At 35.3% G+C, this 15,451-nt stretch carries 18 protein-coding genes; 13 read left to right on the forward strand and 5 right to left on the reverse strand.

The window, feature by feature from the left end:
- Positions 1 to 86 precede the first annotated feature (86 nt).
- From ribD to I600_RS02790, 4 genes are read left to right on the forward strand one after another with little or no spacing between them, the layout of a single operon-like run.
- The gene (gene ribD / locus I600_RS02775; RefSeq protein WP_058104253.1) at positions 87 to 1,118 is read left to right on the forward strand and encodes a bifunctional diaminohydroxyphosphoribosylaminopyrimidine deaminase/5-amino-6-(5-phosphoribosylamino)uracil reductase RibD; all 1,032 of its coding nucleotides are present in this window, start codon (positions 87 to 89) and stop codon (positions 1,116 to 1,118) included.
- Positions 1,111 to 1,716 carry an HAD-IA family hydrolase gene (locus I600_RS02780; protein ID WP_058102978.1) on the forward strand — a complete coding sequence of 202 codons (606 nt, stop codon included), beginning with the start codon at positions 1,111 to 1,113 and terminating at the stop codon, positions 1,714 to 1,716. Before ribD ends, I600_RS02780 begins: the two co-directional genes overlap by 8 nt.
- On the forward strand, positions 1,717 to 2,598 hold the full coding sequence (locus I600_RS02785; RefSeq protein WP_058102979.1) for an EamA family transporter: 882 nt from the start codon (positions 1,717 to 1,719) through the stop codon (positions 2,596 to 2,598).
- Between the two features lie 21 nt (positions 2,599 to 2,619).
- The gene (locus tag I600_RS02790) at positions 2,620 to 3,222 is read left to right on the forward strand and encodes an IMPACT family protein (protein ID WP_058102980.1); all 603 of its coding nucleotides are present in this window, start codon (positions 2,620 to 2,622) and stop codon (positions 3,220 to 3,222) included.
- Positions 3,223 to 3,225: 3 nt separating this feature from the next.
- On the opposite strand, the gene I600_RS02795 is transcribed toward I600_RS02790, so the two are convergent.
- Positions 3,226 to 3,624 (reverse strand): acyl-CoA thioesterase, encoded by a 399-nt coding sequence (locus I600_RS02795; protein WP_058102981.1) that lies wholly within the window; start codon positions 3,622 to 3,624, stop codon positions 3,226 to 3,228.
- Between the two features lie 202 nt (positions 3,625 to 3,826).
- On the opposite strand from I600_RS02795, the gene dnaA reads away from it, so the two are divergent.
- Genes dnaA through I600_RS02810 form a run of 3 tightly spaced genes read left to right on the forward strand, consistent with a single transcriptional unit; the run spans position 3,827 to position 6,439 of the window.
- Positions 3,827 to 5,251 carry a chromosomal replication initiator protein DnaA gene (gene dnaA, locus I600_RS02800; RefSeq protein WP_058102982.1) on the forward strand — a complete coding sequence of 475 codons (1,425 nt, stop codon included), beginning with the start codon at positions 3,827 to 3,829 and terminating at the stop codon, positions 5,249 to 5,251.
- A 12-nt stretch (positions 5,252 to 5,263) separates the two neighbouring features.
- Positions 5,264 to 5,713 carry a low molecular weight protein-tyrosine-phosphatase gene (locus I600_RS02805; protein ID WP_058102983.1) on the forward strand — a complete coding sequence of 150 codons (450 nt, stop codon included), beginning with the start codon at positions 5,264 to 5,266 and terminating at the stop codon, positions 5,711 to 5,713.
- A 3-nt stretch (positions 5,714 to 5,716) separates the two neighbouring features.
- Positions 5,717 to 6,439, forward strand: a complete 723-nt coding sequence (locus tag I600_RS02810; protein WP_058102984.1) for an SAM-dependent methyltransferase — start codon at positions 5,717 to 5,719, stop codon at positions 6,437 to 6,439.
- A 55-nt stretch (positions 6,440 to 6,494) separates the two neighbouring features.
- Here I600_RS02810 and I600_RS02815 read toward each other — a convergent pair whose 3' ends face one another.
- The 4 genes from I600_RS02815 to dapF all read right to left on the reverse strand — a co-directional run bounded on the left by I600_RS02815 (position 6,495) and on the right by dapF (position 9,609).
- Entirely contained in the window at positions 6,495 to 7,124 is a 630-nt protein-coding gene (locus tag I600_RS02815; protein ID WP_058102985.1) for a hypothetical protein, read from the reverse strand.
- A 147-nt stretch (positions 7,125 to 7,271) separates the two neighbouring features.
- Complete coding sequence (mltG, locus tag I600_RS02820; protein ID WP_058102986.1) at positions 7,272 to 8,315, reverse strand: endolytic transglycosylase MltG; 1,044 nt, start codon at positions 8,313 to 8,315, stop codon at positions 7,272 to 7,274.
- On the reverse strand, positions 8,315 to 8,836 hold the full coding sequence (locus I600_RS02825; protein WP_317038718.1) for a GNAT family N-acetyltransferase: 522 nt from the start codon (positions 8,834 to 8,836) through the stop codon (positions 8,315 to 8,317). The genes mltG and I600_RS02825 overlap by 1 nt, the downstream gene beginning before the upstream one ends.
- Complete coding sequence (gene dapF, locus I600_RS02830; RefSeq protein WP_058102988.1) at positions 8,833 to 9,609, reverse strand: diaminopimelate epimerase; 777 nt, start codon at positions 9,607 to 9,609, stop codon at positions 8,833 to 8,835. The genes I600_RS02825 and dapF overlap by 4 nt, the downstream gene beginning before the upstream one ends.
- Before the next feature lie 127 nt (positions 9,610 to 9,736).
- Between dapF and I600_RS02835 the strand changes: the two genes are divergently transcribed.
- From I600_RS02835 to rplS, 6 genes are all read left to right on the forward strand, one after another.
- Positions 9,737 to 11,128: a S1C family serine protease gene (locus tag I600_RS02835; protein WP_058104254.1), complete on the forward strand. Its 1,392-nt coding sequence runs from the start codon at positions 9,737 to 9,739 to the stop codon at positions 11,126 to 11,128.
- Positions 11,129 to 11,243: 115 nt separating this feature from the next.
- Entirely contained in the window at positions 11,244 to 12,692 is a 1,449-nt protein-coding gene (locus I600_RS02840) for a glyceraldehyde-3-phosphate dehydrogenase (protein WP_058102989.1), read from the forward strand.
- 144 nt (positions 12,693 to 12,836) lie between these two features.
- Entirely contained in the window at positions 12,837 to 13,460 is a 624-nt protein-coding gene (locus I600_RS02845) for a hypothetical protein (RefSeq protein ID WP_058102990.1), read from the forward strand.
- Between the two features lie 36 nt (positions 13,461 to 13,496).
- Positions 13,497 to 13,940, forward strand: a complete 444-nt coding sequence (locus I600_RS02850) for a GNAT family N-acetyltransferase (protein WP_058102991.1) — start codon at positions 13,497 to 13,499, stop codon at positions 13,938 to 13,940.
- 16 nt (positions 13,941 to 13,956) lie between these two features.
- Positions 13,957 to 14,631, forward strand: a complete 675-nt coding sequence (trmD, locus tag I600_RS02855) for a tRNA (guanosine(37)-N1)-methyltransferase TrmD (RefSeq protein ID WP_058102992.1) — start codon at positions 13,957 to 13,959, stop codon at positions 14,629 to 14,631.
- Positions 14,632 to 14,769: 138 nt separating this feature from the next.
- The gene (gene rplS / locus I600_RS02860; RefSeq protein ID WP_058102993.1) at positions 14,770 to 15,120 is read left to right on the forward strand and encodes a 50S ribosomal protein L19; all 351 of its coding nucleotides are present in this window, start codon (positions 14,770 to 14,772) and stop codon (positions 15,118 to 15,120) included.
- Positions 15,121 to 15,451 lie beyond the last annotated feature (331 nt).

Consider the following 15,451-nt stretch of genomic DNA (forward strand, 5'->3'; position numbering starts at 1 on the left):
GGTAAAGTTTGATGTCCATTAATAATCTTGATTCTACAAATTCAATACCATCTCAATCAAACGCACTTTCTGCAGATGAGAAATATATGCAACGGTGTATTGAAATTGCAAAAAACGGATTGGGTACTACAGCGCCCAACCCCATGGTAGGTGCAGTAATTGTGTATAATGACACAATTATTGGTGAAGGGTTTACCAGTGCTTATGGTGGTTCACATGCCGAGGTGAATGCTATAAACTCGGTAAAAGACAGTACGCTACTCAAAAATGCTACTATTTATGTAACCTTAGAACCTTGCTCTCATTATGGCAAAACTCCACCTTGTGCGGATTTAATCGTAAGAATGGGAATACCTAAGGTTGTCATTGGGTTAAAGGACCCTCATGAAAAAGTAGCCGGTAATGGTATAAAAAAATTGAAAGCGGCGGGTTGCGAAGTGAATGTTGGTGTTTTAGAACAAGAATGCACGGAACACCATAAACGATTCTTAACTTTTTTTACCAAAAAGAGACCCTACATCATTTTAAAATGGGCGGAAACATCTGACGGATTTATTGCTCCAGAGTCTTTAAAACGAGAAGAAGAAAAGAAACCCTATTGGATTACAAACACCAAATCTCGTCAATTGGTACATAAATGGCGTAGTGAAGAACCAGGTATACTAGTGGGCACCAACACTGTGTTAGCTGACAACCCACAATTGAATATTAGACAGTGGACAGGAAAAGCACCTACACGAATTGTTCTTGATAGAAATCTAAGGATTTCTAAAGATTTTCATGTTTTAGATGGACAGCAAAAAACGATAGTTTGTACACAAATAGTAGATACTACAAAGTACGTTGAAGGTGTTAGCTATAAAATTTTGAATTTTGAATCTCAATTACCGCAGCAATTATGTTATCTGATGTTTGAAGAGCAGCTACAAAGTGTCATTATTGAAGGCGGATCACAAACATTACAAAGTTTTATTGATGCTGACTTATGGGACGAAGCTCGAATCTTCAGAGGAGCAGCCGAATTTCAAAAAGGAATAAAAGCTCCAAAACCAACAGGACGAATAATAAAACAAATGGAAATTTTGACCGACCAACTAACCATACTTAGAAATGATTAAAAATATAATTTTCGATTTTGGTGATATATTTATCAATCTTGACAAACAAGCGCCGTTAATAGAAATGGCAAAATTTGGATTTACCGAATTGACTCCGGATTTAGATGCCATTTTCAAGTCATATGAAATGGGCTTAATAACATCTGTTGTATTCGTTGAAAAACTACGAGGCATTTTCACCAACGCTTCTAAACCCCAGATTATAGATGCCTGGAACTCCATTATACAGGACTTTCCTGAAGAACGCCTAAAGTTTATTGAAAAGTTGAAAGCCAACAAACAATACCGACTGTTCTTGTTGAGCAATACTAACGATCTTCACATTGACAAGGTTAAGGAGTCTATGGGAATGGAGCGATTTTTAAGGTTTAAAAATTGTTTTGAGGTGTTCTACCTATCACAAGAAATGAAAATGCGAAAACCCAATGCCAATATATATGAAAAGGTGCTTAGCGATAATAATTTGAACGCATCAGAAACTTTTTTCATTGATGATACCAAAGAAAACACAGATAGCGCGTCTAAACTAGGAATACAGTGTTGGAATCTTCAAGTAGGAAAAGAAGAGGTTTTAGAAATTTTAAGCCGCATAGTATAAATGTATTTAGCGCTCAGTATTCTTTTCTCCAGCTTAATCTTTGTAGTTTTTAAATTATATGCCAAGTATCAGGTACAAACAATTTATGCCATTATCACTAACTACTTTATTGCTTGCATTGTCGGTTTACTATATTATAAAGAACCGATCAATGTATATGACATACCACAAAAGAGCTGGTTTTGGGGAAGCCTACTTCTTGGTCTATTATTCATACTAATATTTAATTTAATGGCAGCCACTTCACAAAAGCTAGGTGTATCCGTAGCTTCTGTTGCCACTAAAATGTCACTCACCATTCCGGTATTGTTTGGTGTGTTCTTCTACAGGGAAGTTTTAAGCATATTAGAAATTTTAGGAATAATTCTCGCATTGTTGGCCGTTTACTTCACTTCTTTAAAGGAAAACAAAATAAAAGCTGAAAAATGGGCATTTGCCCTACCGGTCTTAGTTTTTCTAGGATCAGGCATAATAGACACAAGCATAAAATACTTTCAAGATGCACATATGCCCGAAGAAGAGTACGCACTGTTCTCCGCAACGGTATTTGCATCCGCAGGGATATTCGGCTTATTTTTTATCGGATATAAATCCACCCAACAACGATTAAAAATAAATTTCAAAAATATTATTGGTGGAATTTGTTTAGGTGTCCCCAATTACTTCTCCATATATTTCTTATTAAAAGCCCTACAGCACCCAACTTGGAACAGCGCATCTGTGTTTACTATTAACAATGTGGCCATTGTAATGTTCTCCACGCTTTTAGGCATACTATTGTTTAAAGAAAGATTAAGCATTAAAAACTGGTTTGGTATAGGTTTGGCAATTTTCAGTATTATTCTAGTGGCTTTTGGCCCTGAAATAATGACATACCTTTAAATTCTGCTTGGCACAACGTATATGGACACCTATAAAACCATTTCAAAACCTTCTGACCCCCTATTGTTCAAAGAGCGAAAAAGTAAATTTTACGGGTATTGCTTTCCGGTTTCCGATGAAGACAGTATTAAAGAACACATAGAGGCACTAAGAAAAGAATACCCAACCGCCAACCATGTGTGCTACGCATGGCAAATGGGTGTTGAATCCAAGTCTTATCGTGCCAATGACGATGGAGAACCCAACAATTCTGCCGGTATGCCAATTTATGGGCAAATACAATCTTTTGATGTAACCAACATTCTAGTTGCCGTGGTACGAATATTTGGCGGCACCAAACTAGGTGTTGGTGGATTGATCAGTGCTTACAAGGAAACTGCAAAGCTAGCATTGGAAAATGCGGCAATAATTACCAAAGTATTACAAGAAGAACTAACCGTTACTTTTGAATATTCAGAAATGGACATCGTAATGCGTTTGGTCAAAAAACACCAACTAACCATTGTATCACAAGATTTGCATTTGAAATGCAAAATGATTTTAGCTGTAAATAAAAGTGATTTAAAAAAAACAATGAAACTTTTTAAAGCACATCACAAATTAGAAATCAAGGCAAACGTCTAATCTTTAATATTCCAATTTGTCCAATAATATCTGCGGACATTTAGTGGGTCTATTTCTTTTCATATCCATAAATACCAAAACCGTATTTGCGGTCGCCAATAATTCTCCCGCTTCATTTGTCATTTCATAATCAAATTCAATTCTAACCGCAGGTTTTTTCGTCAAAATTACCTTTACGGTTACCAAATCATCATACTTCGCAGATTTCAAATATTTAATGGACAAACTAATCACCGGAAGCATAATTCCGCCCTCCTCCATACTTTTGTAAGAAATTCCTAACGACCTTAACCATTCAACTCTTGCTAATTCTAAATACTGAGCATAGTTTCCATGATAGACAACTCCCATTTGATCCGTCTCACTGTATCTTATTCTAAAAGAAATTTCATTTGTTCGCATTTATTTCAAGTAAAAAGTATATATTTAAAAGCTCCCCTAAGCGGTAAACGAACATGAGAAAAAAAAAGGTCAAAATCAATGACAATCAATTTTTTTTTTAAATAATTTGTTCACATATTTGCCCAAGTTGAACGAGAACTTAGATTGAAAAAATTCAATCTCTTTTAGCTAAAAGCTAACCATTAAAAGAGTATAGATTATTATGAATGTTACTGCTAATTCCGTATGGAAAAACTGTTTGGTGTTTATTAAGGATAATATCCAACCGCAGGCATTCAAAACATGGTTTGAACCCATTAAACCTATAAAGCTTACAGAAAATGCCTTAAGCATTCAAGTACCAAGTAAATTCTTTTACGAGTGGCTAGAAGAGCATTACGTTAAACTGCTAAAGGTTGCATTAACTAAAGAATTAGGAGAGACTGCGAAATTAGTATATATCATACGTATGGAAAATACGTATGGCAACAAAGAGCCTTTTACAGAAAAAATTCCTAGTTCAAATAGAGGTGCAATGGCCGCCCAGGAAATGGATGTACCCATTAAATCTAAAAACCCTGAACTACGCAATCCGTTTGTTATTCCAGGTATTAGAAACATAAAGATAGAATCTCAATTAAATCCTAATTATAATTTTGATAATTTCCTTGAAGGAGACTCTAACCGTTTGGCACGTTCTGCCGGTATGGCTGTAGCCAACAAACCTGGTGGAACTTCTTTCAACCCTTTATTGGTTTTTGGTGGTGTCGGATTAGGAAAAACGCACTTGGCACACGCCATTGGTGTTGAAATAAAAGACAAGTACCCTGAGCGTACAGTGCTTTATATTTCTGCAGAAAAATTTACCCAACAGTATATTGAATCCGTAAAGAAAAACACTAGAAATGATTTTATCCATTTCTACCAGTTAATAGATGTTCTGATTATTGATGATGTACAATTCTTATCAGGTAAATCTGGTACGCAAGATGTTTTCTTCCATATTTTCAACCACTTACATCAAAACGGAAAACAAGTAATTCTTACATCTGACAAAGCTCCTGTAGATATGCAGGATATTGAGCAACGATTGTTATCTCGTTTTAAATGGGGATTATCCGCAGAATTGCAAAGTCCGGATTACGAAACAAGAATCTCTATCTTAAAAAACAAGTTATATAGAGATGGTGTAGAGATACCAGAAGATATTATTGAATATGTTGCTAAACATATTAAAACCAATATTAGAGAACTTGAAGGTGCCATAATTTCACTTATTGCACAATCAACCCTAAACAAAAGAGAGGTTACCATTGAGCTTGCACAACAAGTAGTTGAAAAATTTGTAAAGAACACTAAACGTGAAGTTTCTATTGACTACATACAAAAAGTTGTTTCCGATTACTTTGAGATGGATGTTGCAACATTACAGTCCAAAACAAGAAAGAGACATATTGTACAAGCTAGACAATTAGCGATGTTCTTTGCTAAGAAGTTCACTAAAGCCTCATTGGCGAGTATTGGTTCACAAATTGGAAAGCGTGATCACGCTACGGTACTTCATGCATGCAAAACAGTGGATAACTTAGCCGAAACAGACAAGCAGTTTCGCAAGTATATTGATGACCTAACTAAGAAATTCTCTTAAATTCTATACTAAATGAAGGTGTTAATGGTTTGCCTAGGTAATATTTGCAGGTCTCCATTGGCAGAGGGTATTCTTAAAAGTAAAGTTGACACAACAAAAGTACACGTAGATTCAGCAGGTACAGCAGGATACCACATTGGAAATGCACCTGACCCAAGATCTATAAAAGTAGCACAAGACCATAACATCGACATTAGCTCACAAGTCTGTAGAAAATTTTTGGTATCTGATTTTGACACTTTTGATGTGATATATGCCATGGACAAAAGCAATTATGGCAATATAATTGGTATGGCCAGAAATAGAGCAGATGCCGAAAAGGTAAAGCTTTTGTTGAATGAAATTGACCCCACGGACCAAGAAGTGCCAGACCCCTATTATGATGCAGACGACGGATTTGAAACCGTTTTTCAAATGATAGATAAAGCTTGTAATATAATTGCAGCCAGATTAGACCATTAATAAATGAGCACACAAAACGGTAAAATTGGAAAAGTTTATTTGATTCCTTCTACGCTTGGCGATATGCCACCGTTAGAAGTATTACCCATTTCTATAAAACAAACCATAGAGAGACTTGATCATTATGTGGTGGAGAACGAAAAAACCGCTCGACATTTTATAAAAAAAATAAGTCCCAGAAAATCCCAACCTGGCTTAAAACTTTTTGTTCTTAACAAGTTCACTGAACCAGAAGAAATTCCCACTTTTTTAAACCCTTGCTTGGAAGGTAACGATGTAGGCATACTATCTGAAGCTGGTTGCCCAGGTATAGCCGATCCTGGTGCCGCCGTGGTAAAAATAGCCCACAGCAAAAACATTCAAGTTATTCCATTAGTAGGTCCCTCTTCCATTTTATTAGCTTTAATGGCAAGTGGCATGAACGGTCAAAATTTTGCATTCAACGGGTACCTCCCTATTGATAGTTCTGACCGAAAAAAATATATTAAAAATTTAGAGCGTAGATCAAAAGAAGAAAACCAATCTCAAGTTTTTATAGAGACACCTTACAGAAACAATAAAATGCTTGAAGAGTTGATTAAAACCCTTGCACCAAGCACAAGTATATGTGTTGCTGCCGATATTACATTACCTACCGAATACATTAAGACCAAAACAGCAATTAACTGGAAAAAAGAAAATGTAGATCTACACAAAAGACCGGCTATATTTATAATCCAAGCATAAAAAAACCTTGACAAACTAGCGCCAAGGTTTCACATTTTCATATCTACTTAAATTCTTAGATTCTTGGGTTACGTTTTGCTTCAATCATTGAGACATCATAACCCGCAAACTTTTTCATATAATTAGAAATACTTGTACCGTAACCGTCGGTGATTTCCATACGGCCATGAGACCTTAAATATAATTTCACATTACCCGGTCCTGCAAGGTGCGCTGCTGCCAAAATACCCGACTCGGTAATTTCAACACCGTTCATGCGAACACCTACATAGCGTTTAATATCCCTTCTTAAAATCCACTTGTTACGTGACGTGTTAACATGAAAAACTTTTTCCTGTAATTCAGGATTATTCAAGAATTCATTTCCATTGTAAACACCGACCAACTCTAAAGTGCCCAACCCAAATTGATACTTACCTAAGTAACCAAAAGTATTGGTTACAAAATAATTTCCTTGAGACTCCTTAAAAGCTAAAGCTTCTTTGAAACCTATAAATTGGCGACCAAGAAAAGGGGGGGCTATTTGATAATTTGACAATAGAGCTTCATCTTCCGGAAAAGAAACCAGCTCTGGCTTGTTTACTTTTAACTGATTAGGCACATCTACCTTAAAGGGTTTAAACCCATAACCAGAAATTATAAACGTAACAATTAGAGGACAACTTGCTAATATCCATCTTCTCATACATATAGTTTCTTAAGACTTATGGCGACTACTATTTGCCTGCTTAAATTTCTGAGGCAAAGGTAGGTCTGAAATTTTAAGAGTTTTAGAAGGTTCTGTTAAAAGAATACAGAATTAGTTAACAAGTTCTAAAAATCGGATGAAAGCTTACCTGTTGATTTTCTGAGCGTTAATCCATCGGATGTACTGCTCTTTATTTCGGTTGTGTTGCGTTAAATTCTCTGCAAACATATGATAACCGAACTTTTCAACGTTGGCTACAAAATAGTAATAATTGTGTTTTTTAGGATTTAAAACCGCATCAATCGCCGTTATATCAGGCATTGCAATTGGCCCTGGCGGCAATCCTGCATACTTATAGGTATTATAAGGCGAAGCCAATTCCAAATCCTTATACAAGACCCTTTTAATAATGGTATCAAAGTTACCCGTTTCTTTCTTTATCGCATATATAACGGTAGGATCAGCTTGAAGCAACATCCTTTTTCTCAACCTATTCAAATACACCCCGGCAACCGTAGGACGCTCATCAACTTTTGCTGTTTCCTTATGTACTATGGATGCCAAAGCAATAACTTCATTCGGTTTCAAGCCAAGTGCTTTAGCTTTATCCTTACGTGTATCCGTCCAAAATCTATTATACTCCTTTAACATTCTACTCCTAAACCCTTCAGCCGATGTATTCCAGAAAAATTCATAGCTATTAGGAATGTAAAATGATATTTTATTGGCATCATCAAATCCGTTCGCCTTTAAAAACTCTTTATCGCTAAATGCCGCAACTAAAGAAACGCTATCAGCCTCAATTTGCCCTGCAATTCTTCCTGCCAAATCATTAATATTTTCTTGATTATTGAAAGATACCTTTACAGGCAAATTGCCACTTCTTAATGAGTTTACAATCTCATTATTATTCATACCCTTCTTTATCTTAAATCGACCGGCCTTTATATTACCTAAGTAACCTTTTCGATCGGCCGCAGATTCAAATGAACCAAAGTCTTCTAAAACAGGAGAAAGACGCTCTTCCAAATCCATCAAAGTAGCATCGGTCGGTACAAATACAATAGCCTCATCATTGTTAAAGCTGGTATTTGGAGTAAAAAATGTACCATAAACCATAAAGGCAAAAATTCCACCACCTATCAACCCTATAAGCACCACACCCAATAAAATACGTTTGATATACATTAACTATTTATTTTTTGTAATAATATTTCGTTCTTAAAGGTATTTTTAAAGCGCACCCAATCTTTCTTGACCCCAACTTGTTGAAATCCTAACTTTTGGAACAAATGAAGGCTAGCCAAATTATCTTCTAATATATTGGCATATACCTGTCGTAATCCTAAGGCTTCGAACAAATACTCCGTAAGTAAGGTAATTGCTTCTGCCCCAATCCCCTTATTTCTTTCTGCCTGGTTCAATATCACAATACCAATACCAGCTCTTTTGTGATTTGGCTCAAAATCAAAGACATCTATCAACCCCAATGTGTTATGCTCATGTGTACAAATGACCAGACGTAACTGTTTAACATCAAAGATATCCCTATGCGCATTCTCCAAATAAAATCTAAGTACGTCTTTTGAATACGGAGTTACCGTTCCACTAACTTCCCATACGCTGGTATCATTCTCCAATAGATACAGAAAATCAAGGTCTTTTTTTTCCAAAGCCCTTAGATAAATCTGTTTTCCTTTCAATGTCACCACGTTAGTTCACCTTTAAAAACCTGTTTAGCCTCCCCTTTTAGGTAAATATCCGAATAAGAACCGTTCTGTTCTTTGAATGAAACTTCCAAATTACCACCAAGGGCTTTGATACCGATCGTATTCTCTTTTGTATTCCCTAGGTGATACATTCCAAGAGCCACCGCAGTTACTCCAGTTCCACAAGACAAGGTTTCATCTTCCACACCACGTTCATATGTCCTAATATCAAAACCACCTTCATCATTCTTTTCAACAAAATTAATATTACTGCCCTTTTCACCATACACGCCATAGCGCATGCGTGCACCTTCCTTTACAACATTAAACGATTTTAACCCATTGACCAATTGTACATGGTGCGGTGATCCCGTATCCATAAAAAGAGCATTGGTTTTTTCCTTTATTTCCTTAACGTCCAACATTTTAAGACTTACCACATCATCTGTTATTGTAGCTTCATGTAAACCATCAACTGCTATAAATACAGTTTCCTTTTCAATAACCTTTAAAAAATGTGCAAAAGCAACAATACATCTACCACCATTACCACACATACTCCCTTCTTTGCCATCCGCATTGAAATAAACCATTCTAAAATCGGTTTCGGCATCATTTTCCAATAAAATTAAACCGTCTGCACCTACGCCAAATCGTCTATTACAGATTTTTGCAATCAATGGATAATCGTCCTTTGGAAACTGTCCATTACGATTATCTACCATTACAAAATCATTACCCGTACCTTGATATTTATAAAATGTATTTTCCATGCTTTAACAAAGCTCCAAAGATAGTACATTATTACTTTTTAAAGTGTAGTTAAAAAGTAGTTAAACGCTTATATAATAGCATAAAATCAAGTAATTTTGTGTAGAATACGTTAAAATATTAATGAATATGAAAAGAATAGCTAGTCTCCTATTTGTATCCGTTTTTGCAGGTGCGATTACATTGGGTGCTTATAAACTATTTTTCGAAAAGGAAAATTTTACCATTATTACCCAAGATAATAATAACGGAATAGTAAACGCAAGTTATACACCTACTTCCGCTAGAGGTGCGGGCATCAATGAGGTTGATTTCACTAATGCCGCCGAGAATACCGTGAATGCCGTTGTCCACGTAAAGAACATAACCATTAATAAGGCCCCTACCAATATATTCGACTTTTTTTACGGTACCAGTGGAAAAGTAGTACCACAAGTAGGTACGGGATCTGGAGTAATAATTTCTTCTGATGGATATATTGTTACCAATAATCATGTAATCAGTAGAGCAAATCAACTACAGGTTACTTTGAACAACAATAGAACATACAATGCCGAGTTGATAGGTACGGATCCAAATTCTGATATTGCCCTTATAAAAATAGACCCAAATGAAAAATTACCATACTTGGCATTTGGTGATTCCGATCAAACCAAAATTGGCGAATGGGTATTGGCTGTTGGAAATCCTTTTAACCTGACTTCTACCGTTACAGCGGGTATTGTCAGTGCAAAAGCTAGAAACCTTGGGAAAAACCAATCTTTCATTCAGACAGATGCCGCCGTAAACCCCGGAAACTCAGGTGGCGCATTGGTAAACACTAATGGGGACCTCGTAGGTATCAATACAGCAATAACCTCGCAAACCGGATCTTATGTAGGTTATTCATTTGCGGTACCCAGCAATATTGCAAAAAAAGTAATTCAGGATATTTTAGAATACGGTAATGTTCAAAAGGGATTTATGGGCATTAGACCTGCACCTGTAAACACAAGAGATGCTATAGAAAAAGGCATAAACAATATTGATGGAGTGTACATTGAATTTATTGAAGAAGAATCTGCAGCGCAGGAGGCCGGAATCGTAGTCGGTGATATCATCAAAAAAGTTGATGAAATCGATGTGCACAAATACCCTGATCTAACAGGATACTTATCCACAAAAAGACCCGGTGACACTTTAGAAATTGTAATCGACAGAAAAGATGAGCAGCTAATATTACCATTAACCCTAAAGGAGAGACAAACCTTAGTGGTTCCGGAGATGGGCTTAGAAGTTAAAAACCTAACCGAACAAGATAAGAAGGTATACAAAACCAAAACGGGTGTAAAAATTATTGGAGTACCGGAACGTTATAGAGGTTACGGCCTATCAGAAAAAGTAATCGTCAAAATCGATGATCAAGAAATAGGAAATATTGACGATGCATATACAGCGTTTGGCGGCATTTCAAAATATGGAAAAACCGTGATTACCATGTTAGGATCCAATGGCCAAAGAGACCGCCTCATATTTCAATAACAAAACCCAATAAAATACAGCCTTCGCAAAAACGAAGGCTTTTTTTTGAAAAATATTTATTTAAAGTGCTTAATTTTTCTAGTTTTGTGCGAATTATAAAATTAATCAACTAATTATGGCTCCACAAACCACTTTTGAAAAAGAGCTGGCATTTCAAGCGGATCGTAGAAAAGCTACAACGGAATTTATCAAAATCGTAAGTGATCTTTGGTATGACAAATCCATTGAAATTGTCCTTTTTAAAAATCAGGTTATTGACAAAAATGTTAGCGATATAATGCACTTGCATGAGTATGCTGGTGAATTCGTACAAAAACCCATTTCTATTTTTGATTCTGTAGAAATACTAAGGTCAATTTCAGACATGGCGTTGCCACCTTCTAAGTTAGATATTGGTAAATTAACTTATGAATACCATTCTGACACCAACATTCTTAACAATGTAAAATCTTTTGTAATAGATAAATTACAATCTGCTCAAGACTTCAAAAGTATAGAACCTAAAGATGTAGTACTATATGGTTTTGGAAGAATAGGTAGATTAGTTGCAAGAGAACTTATGTCCAAAACAGGAAAAGGCAATCAATTAAGACTTAGAGCTATTGTAGTAAGAGGCAAGCCTAGTATTGAAAATCTTGAAAAAAGAGCCAGCCTACTTAGAACAGATTCTGTACACGGTATTTTTAATGGCACCGTAAAAGTAGACTACTCAAACCTAAAATTGATCATCAATGGCACAACTGTACATGTAATATATGCCAATATGCCAGAAGAAATCGACTATACGGAGTACGGTATAAACGAAGCTTTGGTGATAGACAATACAGGAGCTTTTAGAACTAAAGAACAATTAGAAAGGCATTTACAAGCCAACGGAGCCGCCAAAGTTTTATTAACCGCTCCAGGCAAAGAAGTTGCCAATATAGTACATGGTGTAAACCATTTAGAATATTCACCTGATGACACAGATATATTTTCTGCAGCATCATGTACCACAAACGCCATAACTCCTATTTTAAAGGCAATAGAAGAAACTTTTGGCATTGAGAAAGGACATTTAGAAACCATACATGCCTATACCAATGATCAAAATTTGGTAGACAATATGCATGGTAAATACAGAAGGGGCCGTGCTGCGGCACTCAACATGGTTATTACTGAAACCGGTGCAGGCAAAGCAGTAACAAAAGCCTTACCTTCTTTGGAAGGCAAACTTACCTCTAATGCCATTAGAGTTCCTGTACCCAACGGATCACTAGCTATTCTTAATTTGGAAATTAATCAAAAAACATCACTAGAAGGTGTAAACTCCATGATCAAGAAATATGCATTAGAAGGAGATTTAGTTGAACAAATAAAATACTCACTTGATAAAGAATTGGTTTCTTCCGATATTATAGGAACCTCTGCCCCATCTATTTACGATAGCATGGCTACAATAGTTTCCGGTACAGGAAAGAGTGTTATATTATATATATGGTATGACAATGAGTATGGTTATTCTCATCAAGTAATTCGTTTAGCCAAATACATTGCCAAAGTAAGACGTTTTACCTATTATTAATTTTTAAAAAGAAAAGATCTATTTGTTAATTAAGAACGTAGGTAAATAAAGAATGTTTAAGCTTTATATTTTTTTCATAATTCGATATTTATAAAGTACTTTAGTCAACTCTAAATTATTCAAATTAACCTAAGAATCTATTACATGAATTTCTATAGAATACTATTATTACTAGCCTTATTATTAGCTAGTAATGTACAATTTGCACAAAATGCCGAAGAAGAGGAAGATAAATTATCATTAGATGAAGGACCGATCAGTAATCAATTCGATTATATAGCCAAGCGATCAGGAAACTATAGAGCAGATGGTGTTAGATATGAAGTGGTAAAAGAATCTAATTTATTTAAGATTAGAAAAAATGTTCTTGACTCTATTGCCGCCATGAATAAAAAAACGGGTGAGTTAAAGGCTACAATTGCAGAACATGAAACTACAATTACATCTTTAAATAAAAAATTGGAGGAGACCACCACTAATTTAGGTCTGGTTACCGAAGAAAAAGATAGTATGTCTTTTCTTGGCTTACCAGTTTCCAAGGGAACATATAATTTTGTACTATGGACTATTATAGGCGCATTGTTTCTTACCCTTGGTTTATTTATTTATAAATTTAGAAATAGTAATATACTGACTCAAGAAGCCAAACAAAACTTATCTGAATTAGAAGTTGAATACGAAGATCACAGAAGAAGGGCATTAGAGCGTGAACAAAAAATAAGTAGACAGCTACAAGACGAGATTAACAAACAGAAAAAAACTAAGTAAATTTTTAAAGCTCCATTTTGGAGCTTTTTTTTTGATATGGTCAATATAGAACAAGTAACGACATCAGAAATTAACGACATTATACCTCTTTTTGATGGATATAGAGTTTTTTATAAAATGAAATCTGATTTAGATGCCGCAAGAATATTTCTGCAAGATAGAGTGACAAATAACGAATCCGTAATATTCACTGCTTATGAAGGAAAAAACGCCATTGGCTTTGTTCAGCTCTATTTCACCTTTTCCTCGGTAAGCTTAGAGAAATCGATTATATTAAACGATTTGTATGTTGCAGCCGAACATAGAGGTAAATCCGTAGGACAACAATTACTACTAAAATCTCAAGAATTCTGTAAAATAAATGGTTATAAAGGCCTTGCCCTGGAGACCGCTATTGACAACCCAGCTCAAAAATTATATGAAAAGCTTGGCTGGGAGAAAGATTCCCACTGTTTTCATTACTTTTGGCAGGTTAAATGAAGATGCACATCAAAAAATGAGAATAGACATAATTACAGTATTGCCCGAACTACTCACTAGCCCATTTGAAGCTTCCATTTTAAAAAGAGCAATAGAAAAAGATTTGGTTGAAGTCCATTTTCATAACCTCAGGGATTATACCGATACAAAATATAGAAATGTAGATGATTATCAATTTGGAGGAGGAGCCGGTATGGTACTTATGATAGAGCCCATTGACAAATGTATCTCCAGCTTAAAGTCCGAAAGAACATACGATGAAGTCATTTATATGACTCCAGATGGTGCAACCCTAAATCAAAAAACCGCCAACACACTTTCATTGGCAAAAAATATAATAATTCTTTGCGGTCATTATAAAGGCGTTGACCAACGTGTACGCGATCTTTTTATAACCAAAGAAATATCCATTGGCGACTATGTACTTTCAGGTGGAGAATTGGGCGCCGCAGTTTTATGCGATGCAGTCATTAGATTATTGCCAGGCGTACTTAATGATGAAACATCAGCACTAACTGATACCTTTCAAGATGGTCTGCTTGCGCCACCCGTATACACTAGACCTGCGGAGTATAAAGGAATGACAGTGCCAGACGTACTATTAAGCGGTAACTTTGGCAAGATTGAAGAATGGAGAGAAAACAAAGCTTACGAACGTACCGAAAAATTACGTCCAGATTTGCTAGAGTAACATAATTTTGAGAATTAAAGAAAAAGCAAATAAATACTTGCGTGATTAAATTTAAATATTAATTTTGCAGCCTGTTAGAACAACCTCTGACGATAATCGTGAACGTTGCTCTGATTTAATTCCAATTTTAACTATACAATGGAATCATTAATAAAATTTGTACAAGACGAATTCGTAACTAAAAAAGAATTTCCAAAATTTTCTGCTGGTGATACAATCACTGTTTACTACGAAATTAAGGAAGGTGAAAAAACAAGAACACAGTTCTTTAAAGGTGTTGTAATACAACGTAGAGGTACCGGTTCTACAGAAACATTTACTATTCGTAAAATGTCTGGAACAGTTGGTGTTGAGCGTATCTTCCCAATTAACTTACCTGCACTTCAAAAAATTGAAGTTAACAAACGTGGTAAAGTACGTAGATCTAGAATTTACTACTTCCGTGAATTAACTGGTAAGAAAGCTAGAATTAAAGAAGTAAGAGGATAAATTTTATATCCAAATAAATATAAAGCACTGTTCTAAAATAGAACAGTGCTTTTTTTATGAACAATAGTGAATAACACCTGTTTATAACATGTTGATTAATAAAAGATTACATTTTTAATCTTTGTATTATTATTTTTTGTAAATTAGAACATGGTTACGAAATAGAGATTTAGAAAAATGTCTATTTTAAAATCATTACGAAGTTTGCGTTCTATCGTATTATTGTTTGACCAAAGCATTTAATGATTATTAAATGGGGTAAATTTTAAATTTGTTGGCTGTCGCTAATTGAATTTGAGATTAGTTGAATAGTAAAGAGACTATATATTAG

The organism is Maribacter dokdonensis DSW-8 (genome assembly GCF_001447995.1).
Lineage (GTDB): Bacteria > Bacteroidota > Bacteroidia > Flavobacteriales > Flavobacteriaceae > Maribacter > Maribacter dokdonensis.

Bases quoted from the DNA above. Each gene is read 5' to 3' on its own strand.
- I600_RS02845 (WP_058102990.1), top strand. From the start codon at position 12,837: ATGAATTTCTATAGAATACTATTATTACTAGCCTTATTATTAGCTAGT.
- ribD (WP_058104253.1), top strand. From the start codon at position 87: ATGCAACGGTGTATTGAAATTGCAAAAAACGGATTGGGTACTACAGCG.
- I600_RS02780 (WP_058102978.1), top strand. From the start codon at position 1,111: ATGATTAAAAATATAATTTTCGATTTTGGTGATATATTTATCAATCTT.
- dapF (WP_058102988.1), bottom strand. From the start codon at position 9,609: ATGGAAAATACATTTTATAAATATCAAGGTACGGGTAATGATTTTGTA.
- I600_RS02805 (WP_058102983.1), top strand. From the start codon at position 5,264: ATGAAGGTGTTAATGGTTTGCCTAGGTAATATTTGCAGGTCTCCATTG.
- I600_RS02790 (WP_058102980.1), top strand. From the start codon at position 2,620: ATGGACACCTATAAAACCATTTCAAAACCTTCTGACCCCCTATTGTTC.
- I600_RS02835 (WP_058104254.1), top strand. From the start codon at position 9,737: ATGAAAAGAATAGCTAGTCTCCTATTTGTATCCGTTTTTGCAGGTGCG.
- I600_RS02840 (WP_058102989.1), top strand. From the start codon at position 11,244: ATGGCTCCACAAACCACTTTTGAAAAAGAGCTGGCATTTCAAGCGGAT.
- I600_RS02795 (WP_058102981.1), bottom strand. From the start codon at position 3,624: ATGCGAACAAATGAAATTTCTTTTAGAATAAGATACAGTGAGACGGAT.
- mltG (WP_058102986.1), bottom strand. From the start codon at position 8,315: ATGTATATCAAACGTATTTTATTGGGTGTGGTGCTTATAGGGTTGATA.
- I600_RS02850 (WP_058102991.1), top strand. From the start codon at position 13,497: ATGGTCAATATAGAACAAGTAACGACATCAGAAATTAACGACATTATA.
- I600_RS02785 (WP_058102979.1), top strand. From the start codon at position 1,717: ATGTATTTAGCGCTCAGTATTCTTTTCTCCAGCTTAATCTTTGTAGTT.
- rplS (WP_058102993.1), top strand. From the start codon at position 14,770: ATGGAATCATTAATAAAATTTGTACAAGACGAATTCGTAACTAAAAAA.
- trmD (WP_058102992.1), top strand. From the start codon at position 13,957: ATGAGAATAGACATAATTACAGTATTGCCCGAACTACTCACTAGCCCA.
- dnaA (WP_058102982.1), top strand. From the start codon at position 3,827: ATGAATGTTACTGCTAATTCCGTATGGAAAAACTGTTTGGTGTTTATT.
- I600_RS02810 (WP_058102984.1), top strand. From the start codon at position 5,717: ATGAGCACACAAAACGGTAAAATTGGAAAAGTTTATTTGATTCCTTCT.
- I600_RS02815 (WP_058102985.1), bottom strand. From the start codon at position 7,124: ATGAGAAGATGGATATTAGCAAGTTGTCCTCTAATTGTTACGTTTATA.